The sequence below is a fragment of the Mycobacteriales bacterium genome (genome assembly GCA_030697205.1).
GTDB lineage: Bacteria > Actinomycetota > Actinomycetes > Mycobacteriales > SCTD01 > JAUYQP01.
This window is the reverse complement of record JAUYQP010000006.1, coordinates 58,751-71,235: the sequence shown is the minus strand read 5'-3', so window position 1 is coordinate 71,235 and position 12,485 is coordinate 58,751. Positions and strand designations below refer to the sequence as shown.

Below are 12,485 nucleotides of genomic sequence, written 5' to 3'. Positions count from 1 at the left end.
TGGGAAGGTCGTCACCATGTCCACCGATCTCGCTCCCGATCTCGATGCCGTCACCCGCCTGCTCGCCCTGCGGACCTGGGCGGTCGTGGGCCTGTCCGACGACACCTCGCGCGCTGCGCACGGCGTCGCGGCCTTCCTGCAGGCGCACGGCACCCGCATCGTGCCGGTGCACCCGCGCGCCGTCACGGTGCACGGCGAGCAGGGCTACTCGCGCCTGGCCGACGTCCCGTTCCCCGTGGACGTCGTGAACTGCTTCGTGCGCTCCGAGCTCGTGGGCTCCGTCGTGGACGACGCCATCGCCGTGGGTGCATCCGGGATCTGGATGCAGTTGGGCGTGGTGGACGAGGGGGCGGCCTCGCGGGCCCGCGACGCCGGGCTGACCGTGGTCATGGACCGCTGCCCCAAGATCGACTGGGGTCGCTACGCCCCGGCGTGACCCGTGGCTGCGGACTGCCACGCGGGGTCGGCCCAGCGGTGCTCGAGGCCGTCTCCGGACTCCGGCTCACCGCAGTAGGAGCAGGCCACGACCGGGGTGAAGACCGCCCCGCAGGTGTGGGTCGACACCACCGGCGAGACGGCGCCGGCGAGGACGTGCTCGGCACCCCAAGCCCTGAGTAGCAAGAGGATCGGTCGCAGGGCGAGGCCGCTGTCGGTGAGGTGGTACTCGTGTCGCAAGGGTCGCTCGCTGTAGGGGACGCGACGCACCAGGCCAGCGCCGACCAGCGTCTTCAGCCGCGCCGAGAGCTGGTCGCGAGGAGCGCCCGTGGCCGCCTTCAGCGCGTCGAACCGGTGCGTGCCGTGCATGAGCTCGCGGACCACGAGCAGGGTCCACCGCTCGCCGACGACCTCCAGCGCGTAGGCCGCCGGGTCGGGCCGCGGGCCGGGGTGCGTCATCGCCTCAGGGTACGATAAGTCTGCTTCCTGGACTAGCACATCCAGGAACCGGATGCATATGTTCTCCACCCGCGCTCACCCGCACCCGCACCCGCACCCGCACCCGCACCCTCACGCTCCACCCCAGACCGCTTGTGCGCGACTGTCGGCGCTAGCGGGGGTCCGTAGCGCCGACAGCAGCGCACAAGCGGAGGGGTGACCCGGGGGGTGCGGGGGGGGTGACCGGGGGGTGGGTCAGGCCTGACGGGTCCGCTGCAGTGCCTCGTCCTTGGCGCGGGCCGTCGCGGCCAGGTCGTCCTGGAAGGCCGCCACCCGGGCGAGCAGAGCGGGGTCGGAGGCAGCCAGCACGCGTACGGCGAGCAGGCCGGCGTTGCGGGCGCCGCCGATCGACACGGTCGCGACCGGCACCCCGGCCGGCATCTGGACGATCGAGAGCAGGCTGTCCATGCCGTCGAGATAGGCCAGCGGCACGGGGACGCCGATAACGGGAAGCGGCGTCATCGAGGCGACCATGCCGGGCAGGTGCGCGGCACCGCCGGCCCCGGCGACGACGACCTGCAGGCCACGACCGGCCGCGGAGGCGGCGTAGTCGAGCATCTCCCGAGGCGTGCGGTGCGCCGAGACGACCCGAACCTCGTGGGCGATGTCGAACTCCTCGAGCGCGGTCGCGGCAGCCGACATGACCGGCCAGTCCGAGTCGCTGCCCATGATGATCCCGACGCGCACGCTCATGAGGGCCACTCCCCGGTCCGCAGGTAGGCCGCGCCCTCCTGGGCGCGGCGTCGGGTGTTGGCGAGGTCGCTGCCCAGGGCCGTCACGTGCCCGATCTTGCGCCCTGGCCGGACGTCCTTGCCGTAGAGGTGCACCTTCAGGGCCGGGTCGTGCGCCATCAGCAGGTGCATCCGGCGGTCGAGTTCGCCGACGTCGTCGGACAGCGCGCCGCCGAGGACGTTGCCCATGACGACCCAAGGGGCGGTGAGGCCGGTCGCGCCGAGCGGGTAGTCGAGGACCGCCCGCAGGTGCTGCTCGAACTGCGAGGTCCTGGCCCCCTCGATGGTCCAGTGCGCGCTGTTGTGCGGGCGCATCGCCAGCTCGTTGACCAGCAGCCCGCCCGCGGTCTCGAACAGCTCGACCGCGAGCACGCCGACGACCCCGAGCGCGTCGGCGAGGTGCAGCGCGAGGGCCTGGGCCTCGAGCGCGAGCACCTCGGGCAGGTGGGGGGCGGGGGCGACGACCTCGACGCAGATGCCGTCGGACTGCACGGTCTCGACGACCGGCCAGGCGGCGGCCTGGCCGTAGGGCGAGCGCGCGACCACAGCGGCCAGCTCGCGCTGCAGGGCGACGTGCTCCTCGGCGACGAGCCGGACCCCGCTCGCCAGCACAGGGGCGGCGTCCTCGACGGAGGCGACCACCCACACGCCCTTCCCGTCGTACCCCCCGGTGGCGGCCTTGAGGACCACGGGCCAGCCGTGGGCGGCACCGAAGGCCTCCAGCTCGTCCGCGGTCGTCACGGCCGCGAAGGCGGGCACCGGGACGCCGAGGGCCAGCAGCCGCTCGCGCATGACCTGCTTGTCCTGGGCATGCAGCAGGGCCGCGCTGCCGGGCAGCACCGTGTGACCGGCCTGCTCGAGGGCGGCGATCAGCTCGCCGGGGACGTGCTCGTGGTCGAAGGTCACGACCTCGCACTGCTCGGCGAAGGCCGTCAGGTCGGCCAGCGAGGTGTGCTCCCCGAGCGAGACGCCCTGCGCGACGAGGGCGGCGCTGTCGTGGGTGGCGTCGGCGAGCACGCGCAGCGACAGTCCCAGGGAGATGGCGGCCTGGTGCGTCATGCGGGACAGCTGCCCGCCGCCGACCATGCCGACCACAGGAAGGCCCATGGCCGCGCGGATCACCACTGCGCCGACGCTAGCCGACGAGCCGGTCGCGCAGCCGCTGCAGGGTCGCGTCGTCGAGCCCCACCGAGTGCGCGAGCCCCAGCGGGCCGCCGTAGCGCTCGTCGACCAGGTCGAGGAAGCGCTCCATCGAGCGCGCCACCGGCACCACGTCGTCCACGGTCGCCTCCGCGAGCGACGCGGCGTAGAGCGGGCTCGACCGCAGCCGTGCCAGCACGCCCTCGATCCGCTCGGCGGAGCGGACGTAGTCGGCGACGACCTCTTCGCGGGTCACGCCGGCGAGCAGCAGCGCCAGGGCGACCACCACCCCCGTGCGGTCCTTGCCTGCCGCGCAGTGCACGAGGACCGGGCCGTCGTCGGCGATCAGGCGCAGCGCCTCCGCGATGCCGTCGGGGGCGTCCTCGACGTAGCCGAGGTAGAAGCCCTCCATGTGGGTCGGGTGCTCGCCCGCGCGGTGCTCGCGCGACGGGACGGCGGCCTGCGCCGCCTCGCCGTCGGGCACCTGCGGGATGAGCGACACCTCGCGGTGGGTCACCCGGCCGGACAGCGGGGTCGGCCCGTGGGCCTCGACCTCGGCCGGGTGCCGCAGGTCGACGACGGTCCGCACGCCCCAGGCCTCGAGCGCGGCGACGTCGGCTGCGGTGAGGTCCTGCAGGTTGTCCGCGCGCAGCAGCGCACGCGGGCGGGTGGTGCGGCCGTCGGTGGTGGTCAGCCCACCCACGTCCCTGACGTTGACGGCACCCTCGAGCTCGAGCCACAGCATGCCGACAGTCTGCCGCCCTAGTCTTGACGCCATGACGGTGGTCCGGTGAGCGCGCTGCGCAGCCTCGAGCAGCGGCTGCGGACGGTGTTCTCGGAGCTCGCCAAGTTCGGGCTCGTCGGCCTGCTCAGCCTCGGCGTGGACCTGCTGGTCTTCAACGTCGTCCTGCACCTGACGGACAAGCCGCTGACGTCGAAGGTCGTGTCGACGGTCATCGCCGCGACCAACGCCTTCTTCCTCAACCGCCACTGGTCGTTCAAGCACCGCGAGCGCACGGGGCTGCGCCGCGAGTACACCCTGTTCGCCGTCCTCAACGCGATCGGGCTGGCCATCTCGCTGGTCTGCCTCGCCGTCTCCCACTACGTGCTGGGCTTCGAGAGCCGGCTCGCCGACAACATCGCCGCCAACGGCGTGGGCCTGGTGCTCGGGACCACCTTCCGCTTCTGGTCCTACCGGCGCTTCGTCTGGATGAAGCACGAGGCGGTCGAGGAGGCGGCGTACGACGGGGACGTCGTCGCCGCGGTCGTCCTCGACCTCGAGGAGCACCCCGCTCCCGCACCGTCCGATACCCACTAGACGGGCGCGGGACGGTGGCTCGGTGACCGTCGAGACCGCGACCCGGTGGCAGCGCCACGCCGGCGGTCTGCCCCGGTCGTTCTGGGTCCTGTGGTGGGGCACGCTGGTCAACCGGCTCGGCGGCTTCGTGCAGCCGCTGCTCGCGCTCTACCTCACCCAGGTGCGCGACGCCTCGGTCACCGAGACCGGCTACGTCCTCACGCTCTTCGGCCTGGGCTGCGCGGTGAGCCAGCCGGTGGGTGGCGCGCTGGCCGACCGGATCGGGCGACGGCGCACCATGGTGCTGGGCCTGCTGTCGAGCGCCGGGTCGCTGCTCGTGCTCGGTGCGGCCCGCTCGCTGCTCGCGATCGCCGTCACGGCCGCCGTCTACGGGCTGTGCCTCGACCTGTTCCGCCCGGCCTCGCGGGCGGCGGTCGTCGACCTCGTGGCACCGGCCGACCTGCCGCGGGCGATGGCGCTGAGCTTCTGGGCCATCAACCTCGGCTTCGCGGTGGCGACCCCGCTGGCGGGCCTGCTCGCCGTACGCGGTTACTGGCTGCTGTTCGTCCTCGACGCCGCGACCTGCGTGGCCTTCGCGCTGCTGCTGCTGCGCGGCGTGCCCGAGACCAAGCCGGCGACGACGGAGCGCAGCGGCAGCACCCGCGACGTCCTGCGCGACCCGCTCATGGTGACGATGTGCGTGGGGACGCTGCTTCAGGCGATCGTCTACCTGCAGGCCTTCCTCACGCTGCCGCTCGCCTTCACCGCCGACGGGCTGTCGACCGCGGCCTACGGCTCGGTGCTGGGGGTCAACGGGCTGCTCATCATCGTCCTGCAGCCGCTGCTGCTCGGCGTGCTCGCCGGGCGCGCGGACCGGCTGCTGCTGTGGGCCGGTGTCCTGCAGGGCATCGGCTTCGGGGCGACGGCGCTGGCCGACGACCTCGTCGGCCACCTCGCGGCCCTCACCGTCTGGACCATCGGCGAGGTCCTCGCCGCCGGCGTTCTCGGCGCGCTCGTCGGCCAGCTCGCACCGACCCACCTGCGCGGTCGATACATGGGCGTGCACGGGCTGTCGTACGGCGTTGCCGGCCTGGTCGCACCGCTGCTCGGCACCCAGGTCCTCGCGCGCGCCGGTGAGGGCTGGCTGTGGGGCGGTGCGCTCGTGCTGTGCGTCGCCTCAGGGGTGCTGCTGGCGCGGGTCAGCCGGGCCGTGGCGGAGCGCCTGCCTCAGGCCTGACCCAGCGCGTCGAGGGCACCGGCGATGGCCGGGTCGGCCGGGTCGACGAGCGGGCGGAACCGCGCGACGACCTCACCCGCCGGAGACAGCAGCCACTTCTCGAAGTTCCACTGCACGTCGCCGGCCGCGCCCTCGGTGTCGGGGAAGGCAGTGAGCTCGTCGAAGAGCGGGTGCCGCTCGTCGCCGTTGACGTCGACCTTGGCGAGCAAGGGGAAGGTCACGCCGTAGGTGGTCGAGCAGAACTCCTGGATCTCCTCGGCGCTGCCCGGCTCCTGGCCCTTGAACTGGTTGCACGGGACCCCGACGACCACGACGTCGGAGCGCTGCTCGTGCAGCGCCTCGAGGCCGGTGTACTGCGAGGTGAGGCCGCACTTGGAGGCGACGTTGACGACGAGCGCGGCCTTGCCGCCAGTCAGCTCCCCGAGGGTCGTCTTCTCGCCGGACAGCGTCTCGAGGGGCAGGTCGAACAGGGTCACGGTCGCTCCGGGGGGGTCAGGTGTCAGGTGTGCCGACGGACACGGTAGGGCGCAAGGGCGCGGTAGCCGCGCACCGGGCGCCGGTGCAGCCGCTGGAGCGCGTAGGCGGGCGAGCTCGCGAGCGCGTCGGCGACCTGGCCGTCGACGAGCACGGTGCCCGGGCGCGCCTCGTCGGTGAGGCGGCTCGCGAGGTTGACCGGCTCGCCGAAGACGTCGCCGAGGCGCTGCAGCAGCGGGCCGACAGCGACCCCTGCCCGCACCTCCGGCACGGTGTCGTCGTCGGCGCGCGCGTCGACGGCGAGCAGCGCCACCTCGACCGCCGACGCGACGTCGTCGCAGACGAAGAGCACCGCGTCTCCGAGGGTCTTCACGACCCGGCCGCCGTGCGCAGTCACCCGCACCGAGGTCTCGCTCTCGAAGCGCTCGAGCAGCTGCTCAAGCTCGCCAGTGCCGATCTGGCGCGAGGTGCGCGTGAAGCCGACGAGGTCGATGAAGCCGACGGCGAGCTCCGGGGCGCCGTCGGCCTGCAGCGACGCGAAGGCCCGCTCGGTCGCGGCGGCGAACTGCCGCCGCCAGACGTGCACGACCAGCGCCTCCAGCCGCGGCAGGACCTCGGTCGACGCGGCGACCACCGTGGCGCTGGCCTGCTCGGTCGTGAGGTCGACCGCCTGCTGGCGCAGCACCTGCACCTGCGCCTCCGCCAGCCGCGACAGGCCCTGGCCCATCGCACGGGCGAGCACGAGCAGCGTGCCCTCGGCCACGATGCCGCTGTCGCGCAGGGCCAGGGCGTGGCGTAGTGCGTCGGCGTCGCGGCGGGTGAAGGCCTTCTCCCCCGGCGGCACCTCAGCAAAGCCCATCGCCACCCAGAAGGCCCTGGCCTCCTGCTCGGGGATCCCGGCCAGGGCCGACACCTCGTCGCGGTCGAGCTCGACGGGTGCACCCAGCAGCGCGGCCTCGAGGTCCTCGGGTCCTTCCACAGTGCCGACCCTAGGCCCGCGGCGTACCGTCGGCGTCGTGACGCTCTCCGTGCGGCAGAAGGGCTACCTCGCCGTACGCGGGGGCGCCGCCACGGTCTTCGTGGGCGCCGCGGCGCTGGGCCCCCGGGGAGCCACGACGGGCATGGTCTGCCTGGGCGCGGGGCTCGTGGGGGCGCTCAGCTGCATCGGCACCAACGCCGGCGGCCCCGGCGAGCAGGCCGGCGCGTGGGCGGAGCAGCGGCGGGTCCAGCGCTTCCGGGCACCGCAGGGCGACTGGCCGCCCTACCCCCAGGACGAGCAACCCGGCTAGTGGTCGGGGTGGCCGCCGGACAGGCGGTCATCGGTCGACTCGACGAGCTCGTAGACAGTGCGCTGCACGTCCTCGACGTGCGGGACGTCGGACAGCGTCACCTGACCGCGCTCGCCGGCGGACTCGATGACCAGCGTGCCGCAGCGCAGCACCCGCTCGATGACGGTGTGGCTGAAGGTGATGTCGTTGATCCGCGAGAGCGGGACGTCGCGGCCCTGCCGGGCGAGGATCCCCGTGCGCACCAGGACCCGGCGGTCCGTGACGACGAAGTGGGTGGTGCGCCAGCGCAGGAACGGCACCAGCGCCCACAGCACGACCACGACCAGGGCGACGACGACGATGAAGCCGCGCGCCCACACGTCGTACTGGTAGTCGGGGGTCGCGGCGATCCCGAACCCCGCCCCTGCGCAGGTCGCGAGCAGCACGACGACGGGCGCGACGAGCGCCTTCCAGTGCGGGTGCAGGTCCAGCACGATCGACTCGTCCTCGGCCAGGCCCTTCGGTGAGTACGCCATGGGGCGATCCTGTCGCACGACCCTGTGAACCGTCAGCCCCTGCCGCGCGTCATGCTCGTGTCGTCGTCACGCCGAGGAGGCACCCATGACCGCCACCCGCACCCCCCTGACCGCGTTCGCCTTCGCCGCCGCCCTGCTGACGGGGCTGACCGGCTGCGGTGACGACGCGACCGTGGCCGGCCCGTCGCCGTCCCCCACGGTCTCCGAGAGCCCGGAGCCGACCGCGACGCCGACACTCGAGCCGACCGCGACCCCGACGTCGGAGCCGAGCACTCCCGCGCCGGCCACCCGGGCCGTCGCCGTCTACTACCTCTCGGAGTCCGAGGCTCGGCTCTACCGCGAGTTCCACCGCCGCCCGGTGACCGACGCCGTCGTGCGCGACGCCGTGACCGCGATGCTCACGACGCCGGCCCAGGACGGCAGCTACACCAGCCTCTGGCCCAAGGGCACCCGCGTGCTCGGTGTCCGCAAGGACGGCACGACGCTGGTCGTCGACCTGTCCGAGGAGGCGAAGACGATGTCGGCCGGCGCGGCCTTCGAGGGCGCGAGCCTGCAGCAGCTGGTGTGGACCGCGACCGCCGCCGACCCGACGGCCAAGGCCGTCCAGCTCCTCGTCGAGGGGCGCAAGGTCGAGAGCCTCGCCGGGCACGTCGACAGCTCCGAGCCGATGCCGCGCGGCGAGGCGGCCTACGAGCTCGGGCCGGTGTGGGTCCTCACCCCGACCGAGGGCGGCACCCTGCGCCGCGGCGCGACCTTCGGCGGCGAGGCCAGCGTCTTCGAGGCGACCGTCTCCTGGCAGCTCGTGCAGGCCGGCACCGTCGTCAAGGAGGGCTTCGCCACCGCCTCCACCGGCGCACCCGGTCGCGGCAGCTGGAGCGCGGTCGCCGACGTGCCCCCAGGCGACTACCTGCTGCGGGCCTTCGAGAGCTCGGCCGAGGACGGCCGCGAGACCTTCGTCGACGACAAGCGCATCACGGTCGTCTGACGTGCACGACGTCGCCGGCGCTGTGGGCGACGCCGGCGACGACGAGCCGCCCGAGGTCGTCCACCTGCTCGGCCACACCGGTGCCGCTGTCACCGTCGGGCCGCTCCACCCGCACCTCGGTCCCGAGCGTCGAGCACAGGGCGCGGTACGCCGAGAAGGCGGCCGCGCGGTCGTCGCGCAGCAGGGCGAGCACGTCGGTCAGCGAGCGCAGGACCGCCCGCAGCAGGGTGTCGCGGTCGAGCACCTCCGCCCCCTCGAGCTGCAGCGACGTGGCCTGCTCGTGCGGCAGCTCCTCGGCCCGGGTCGTGACGTTGAGGCCGATGCCGACCACGACGGCGCCCTCGACCGGCACCTCCGCGAGCAGGCCGCAGAGCTTGCGCCCGTCGACCAGCACGTCGTTGGGCCACTTGAGGACAGCGTCGACACCGGTGTGCTCCCGCAACGCCCGCGCGACCGCGACCCCGCTGAGCAGCGGCACCCAGGGGAGGTCGACCGGCGGCAGACCAGGCCGCAGCAGCGCCGAGAAGGTGAGGCCGGCGCGCGGCGGCGAGACCCACGTCCGGTCGAGGCGGCCGCGCCCGGCCGTCTGGGACTCGGCGACGACGACGAGGCCCTGCGGCGTACCCGCTCTGGCCCTGTCCCCCACCACCGCGTTGGTCGAGCCGGTCTCGGCGAGCACCTCCACCTGCCAGCCGTCGGGCTCCAGGGCGCGGGTGAGCACGGAGGCGGAGAGCGGGGGGCGGTCGAGGTCTCCGTACACCCCGTCATCCTCGCGCACGCGGCTCGGTAGCCTGCGCGTGTGACCGCTGAGCCGCTGGAGACGCCCGAGGGCGCTCCCGACGTCCACACGACCGCCGGCAAGCTGGCCGAGCTGCGCCGCCGCAACGACGCCGCGCTGCATGCCGGGAGCGAGGCCGCGCTCGAGAAGCGCCGCGCCGCCGGCAAGCGCACCGCGCGCGAGCGCATCGAGGCCTTCCTGGATCCCGACTCCTTCACCGAGACCGACGCGCTCGCGCGCCACCGCGCCCGCGACTTCGGGCTGGAGAAGAACCGCCCGACCGGCGACGGCGTCATCACCGGCTTCGGCACGGTCGACGGCCGGCCGGTCGCGGTCTTCAGCCAGGACGCGACCGTCTTCGGCGGGGCGCTGGGCGAGGTCTACGGCGAGAAGATCGTCAAGGTCATGGACCTCGCGCTGAAGACCGGCATCCCGGTTGTCGGCATCAACGAGGGGTCGGGTGCCCGGATCCAGGAGGGGATCATGGGCCTGGCGCTGTACGGCGACATCTTCTACCGCAACGTCATGGCCTCCGGTGTCGTCCCGCAGATCTCGCTGATCCTCGGCAACTGCGCAGGCGGCCACGTCTACAGCCCCGCCCTCACCGACTTCAACCTCATGGTCGACGGCTCGTCCGCGATGATGATCACCGGTCCCGACGTCATCAAGACGGTCACCGGCGAGGACATCACCATCGAGGACCTCGGCGGTGCGCGCGCCCACAACTCCAAGTCCGGCGTCGCGCACTTCATGAGCCACGACGAGGAGGAGGCGCTCGAGCTCGCGAAGGCGCTGCTGTCCTACCTACCGTCCAACAACCTGTCCGAGCCGCCGGTCTACAACGGGGTCGACGCGCTGGGGGAGGAGCTCGACCTCGAGCTCGACACCTTCATCCCGGACAGCAACAACGCGCCCTACGACATGCACCGCGTCATCGAGCACGTCCTCGACGACGGCGAGTTCCTCGAGGTGCAGGAGCTGTGGGCGCAGAGCATCACGGTCGGCTTCGGCCGCGTCGAGGGCCGCAGCGTCGGTGTCGTCGGCAACAACCCGATGCACTTCGCCGGCACCCTTGACATCGACGCCTCCGAGAAGGCCGCGCGCTTCGTGCGCACCTGCGACGCCTTCGGGATCCCGATCCTCACCTTCTGCGACGTGCCGGGCTTCCTCCCGGGCGTCGGCCAGGAGCACGCCGGCATCATCCGGCGCGGCGCCAAGCTGCTCTACGCCTACTCCGAGGCGACCGTCCCGAAGGTCACCGTCATCACCCGCAAGGCCTACGGCGGCGCCTACGTCGTCATGGGCTCCAAGCACCTCGGCGCCGACGTCAACCTCGCCTGGCCGACCGCGCAGGTCGCGGTCGTCGGCGCGCAGGGCGCGGTCAACATCATCCGCCGCAAGGAGATCGCGGCGTCGGAAGACCCCGACGCGACCCGCGCGGAGTTCATCCAGCAGTACGAGGACACCTTCGCGACGCCCTACATCGCGGCCGAACGCGGCTTCGTCGACGCCGTCATCGAGCCCTCACAGACCCGCCGCGAGGTCGCGAAGGCGCTGCGCGTGCTGCGCGGGAAGCGCCAGTCGCTGCCGCCGAAGAAGCACGGGAACATCCCGCTGTGACCGATCCCGTGCCCTCCCCCCTGCTGCGGGTCGTGCGCGGGGCTCCGTCCCCGGAGGAGCTCGCGGCGCTCATCGCGGTCGTGTCGTCACGCGGCGGCGCGGTCGAGGACGAGCCCGCGTCGACCTCGCGCTGGGCCTCCAGGGAGTCGCTGCTGCGCCACCCGCTGCCCCACGGCCCGGGCGCCTGGAGGGCGTCCGGTCTGCCGGGCTGAGTCAGACCTGCCGGGAGCAGGCGGGCTGGTCCGTTCTGCTCGACGACCTTCCGGGCGCTGAGGGGCGTTCGGTGCGTCCTGCTCTCGTGGTTTCTCAACCACCGGCGGGATCGGCCCGACCTCCGAGGTATGACTCGCGCCAGGACCGTCGCCGTCGCGTTCGCCGCCACCGCCCTCGCCGTGGGGGCCTGGGCCGTGCCGGCCTCGGCAGCCTCGGGCACGTTGTCCGGTACCGCCTTCCTCGACGCCGACCGCGACGCAGCGCTGGACGCCGGCGAGTCGCTGCGCTCGGGCGACAAGGTCTACCTCTACGCCACGGACGGGACCTACCTGCGCAACGCGGTCACCGACAGCGCCGGCCGCTACGTGTTCGCCGACCTGCCGGGTGGCAGCTATCGGGTCGCCTACGCACCTACCTCGTGGTGGGGGCTGCGCGCGGACCTGGTGAGCACCACGGCCGACCTGCGCGCCTCCCGGCAGGTCGTCGTGGACGGCCCCACCACCGCCGACTTCGGCTGGCGCCCCATCGTCCGGTCGACCACGGCGGGGTCGCCCATCAGCGCCTTCACCGGCCCCGAAGGCCTGCGGGTCGAGAGCTACGACGACGTCGTCACCGCCCGCGAGCTCTACGACGCGATCCTGCGCGGGTCTGCGGGCGCGGTGGGTGCCGAGGCCGCGACGACGGTGGTCCGCTTCGACCTCGCGTCGTCCAGCACGACGTCGACCTCGATCGGCTCCAGCGGCGGGCGCTACACGAGCTTCCGCGCCACGGTGGGCGTCACCTGGCTGTCGTGGCTCGACGGAGGGGACACGACGCTCTCGCACGAGTACGGCCACGCCTGGTCGCTCTACCGGGCCCATCTCGTGCAGCAGGACCCGACTCTCGCGGGCTACCTGGACGCGCGCGGCCTCACCGGCGACCCCCGTCTGGGCAGCGACGCGTGGAGCCCTCGAGAGCTCGTGGCCGAGGACTACCGCCAGCTGCTCGGATCCCCGACAGCCGCGGCGGCGCCCCAGTCCAACCGCGACCTGCCCCCGGCCGCGTCGGTCCCCGGGCTGCGGGACTACCTCGTGGGCGCGTTCAGCACGGGCACGGTGGCGGTGGAGCCCACCGCCTCCCCGTCAGCGACTCCCTCCCCCGCTCCGTCGACCAGCCCGTCGGCGAGTCCTTCCCCGACGGCCACTGCGTCGGTCACGTCGCCCACGCCGACGTCGGGCAAGAAGTGCCGCCGCTGCTGATCCCGCACGACGCGGCCCGGGGCGACCACTCGGAC

16 protein-coding genes are annotated in these 12,485 nt (G+C 73.4%); 8 read left to right on the top strand and 8 right to left on the bottom strand.

The window, feature by feature from the left end; genetic code table 11:
* Window positions 1–16: 16 nt before the first annotated feature.
* Window positions 17–436 carry a CoA-binding protein gene (locus tag Q8R60_01195; GenBank protein ID MDP3711083.1) on the top strand — a complete coding sequence of 140 codons (420 nt, stop codon included), beginning with the start codon at window positions 17–19 and terminating at the stop codon, window positions 434–436.
* On the opposite strand, the gene Q8R60_01190 is transcribed toward Q8R60_01195, so the two are convergent.
* From Q8R60_01190 to Q8R60_01175, 4 genes are all read right to left on the bottom strand, one after another.
* A complete protein-coding gene (locus Q8R60_01190; GenBank protein ID MDP3711082.1) occupies window positions 421–894 on the bottom strand; it encodes a helix-turn-helix domain-containing protein in 474 nt (157 codons plus the stop codon). The two genes, Q8R60_01195 and Q8R60_01190, sit on opposite strands and share 16 nt — an antisense overlap.
* A gap of 234 nt (window positions 895–1,128) precedes the next feature.
* On the bottom strand, window positions 1,129–1,626 hold the full coding sequence (gene purE, locus Q8R60_01185) for a 5-(carboxyamino)imidazole ribonucleotide mutase (GenBank protein MDP3711081.1): 498 nt from the start codon (window positions 1,624–1,626) through the stop codon (window positions 1,129–1,131).
* Window positions 1,623–2,771: a 5-(carboxyamino)imidazole ribonucleotide synthase gene (locus Q8R60_01180; GenBank protein MDP3711080.1), complete on the bottom strand. Its 1,149-nt coding sequence runs from the start codon at window positions 2,769–2,771 to the stop codon at window positions 1,623–1,625. Before Q8R60_01180 ends, purE begins: the two co-directional genes overlap by 4 nt.
* Window positions 2,772–2,799: 28 nt before the next feature.
* Window positions 2,800–3,549 carry a tyrosine-protein phosphatase gene (locus tag Q8R60_01175; GenBank protein ID MDP3711079.1) on the bottom strand — a complete coding sequence of 250 codons (750 nt, stop codon included), beginning with the start codon at window positions 3,547–3,549 and terminating at the stop codon, window positions 2,800–2,802.
* A gap of 45 nt (window positions 3,550–3,594) precedes the next feature.
* On the opposite strand from Q8R60_01175, the gene Q8R60_01170 reads away from it, so the two are divergent.
* Both Q8R60_01170 and Q8R60_01165 read left to right on the top strand, forming a co-directional pair.
* Complete coding sequence (locus Q8R60_01170; GenBank protein MDP3711078.1) at window positions 3,595–4,122, top strand: GtrA family protein; 528 nt, start codon at window positions 3,595–3,597, stop codon at window positions 4,120–4,122.
* A gap of 22 nt (window positions 4,123–4,144) precedes the next feature.
* Entirely contained in the window at window positions 4,145–5,338 is a 1,194-nt protein-coding gene (locus Q8R60_01165) for an MFS transporter (protein ID MDP3711077.1), read from the top strand.
* On the opposite strand, the gene Q8R60_01160 is transcribed toward Q8R60_01165, so the two are convergent.
* Both Q8R60_01160 and Q8R60_01155 read right to left on the bottom strand, forming a co-directional pair.
* Window positions 5,329–5,814 carry a glutathione peroxidase gene (locus Q8R60_01160; protein ID MDP3711076.1) on the bottom strand — a complete coding sequence of 162 codons (486 nt, stop codon included), beginning with the start codon at window positions 5,812–5,814 and terminating at the stop codon, window positions 5,329–5,331. The two genes, Q8R60_01165 and Q8R60_01160, sit on opposite strands and share 10 nt — an antisense overlap.
* A gap of 23 nt (window positions 5,815–5,837) precedes the next feature.
* The gene (locus Q8R60_01155; protein MDP3711075.1) at window positions 5,838–6,791 is read right to left on the bottom strand and encodes an adenylate/guanylate cyclase domain-containing protein; all 954 of its coding nucleotides are present in this window, start codon (window positions 6,789–6,791) and stop codon (window positions 5,838–5,840) included.
* A 37-nt stretch (window positions 6,792–6,828) separates the two neighbouring features.
* On the opposite strand from Q8R60_01155, the gene Q8R60_01150 reads away from it, so the two are divergent.
* Window positions 6,829–7,101 (top strand): hypothetical protein, encoded by a 273-nt coding sequence (locus tag Q8R60_01150; GenBank protein ID MDP3711074.1) that lies wholly within the window; start codon window positions 6,829–6,831, stop codon window positions 7,099–7,101.
* Here Q8R60_01150 and Q8R60_01145 read toward each other — a convergent pair.
* On the bottom strand, window positions 7,098–7,616 hold the full coding sequence (locus Q8R60_01145; GenBank protein ID MDP3711073.1) for a PH domain-containing protein: 519 nt from the start codon (window positions 7,614–7,616) through the stop codon (window positions 7,098–7,100). The two genes, Q8R60_01150 and Q8R60_01145, sit on opposite strands and share 4 nt — an antisense overlap.
* 85 nt (window positions 7,617–7,701) lie before the next feature.
* Between Q8R60_01145 and Q8R60_01140 the strand changes: the two genes are divergently transcribed.
* Window positions 7,702–8,601, top strand: a complete 900-nt coding sequence (locus Q8R60_01140) for a GerMN domain-containing protein (GenBank protein ID MDP3711072.1) — start codon at window positions 7,702–7,704, stop codon at window positions 8,599–8,601.
* Here Q8R60_01140 and Q8R60_01135 read toward each other — a convergent pair.
* On the bottom strand, window positions 8,588–9,379 hold the full coding sequence (locus tag Q8R60_01135; protein ID MDP3711071.1) for a biotin--[acetyl-CoA-carboxylase] ligase: 792 nt from the start codon (window positions 9,377–9,379) through the stop codon (window positions 8,588–8,590). The genes Q8R60_01140 and Q8R60_01135 overlap by 14 nt on opposite strands.
* Before the next feature lie 21 nt (window positions 9,380–9,400).
* On the opposite strand from Q8R60_01135, the gene Q8R60_01130 reads away from it, so the two are divergent.
* From Q8R60_01130 to Q8R60_01120, 3 genes are all read left to right on the top strand, one after another.
* Window positions 9,401–10,999: an acyl-CoA carboxylase subunit beta gene (locus tag Q8R60_01130; protein MDP3711070.1), complete on the top strand. Its 1,599-nt coding sequence runs from the start codon at window positions 9,401–9,403 to the stop codon at window positions 10,997–10,999.
* Window positions 10,996–11,211, top strand: coding sequence for an acyl-CoA carboxylase subunit epsilon (locus Q8R60_01125; GenBank protein MDP3711069.1), 216 nt, complete (start codon window positions 10,996–10,998; stop codon window positions 11,209–11,211). The genes Q8R60_01130 and Q8R60_01125 overlap by 4 nt, the downstream gene beginning before the upstream one ends.
* 129 nt (window positions 11,212–11,340) lie before the next feature.
* Window positions 11,341–12,450, top strand: a complete 1,110-nt coding sequence (locus Q8R60_01120; GenBank protein ID MDP3711068.1) for an SdrD B-like domain-containing protein — start codon at window positions 11,341–11,343, stop codon at window positions 12,448–12,450.
* Window positions 12,451–12,485 lie beyond the last annotated feature (35 nt).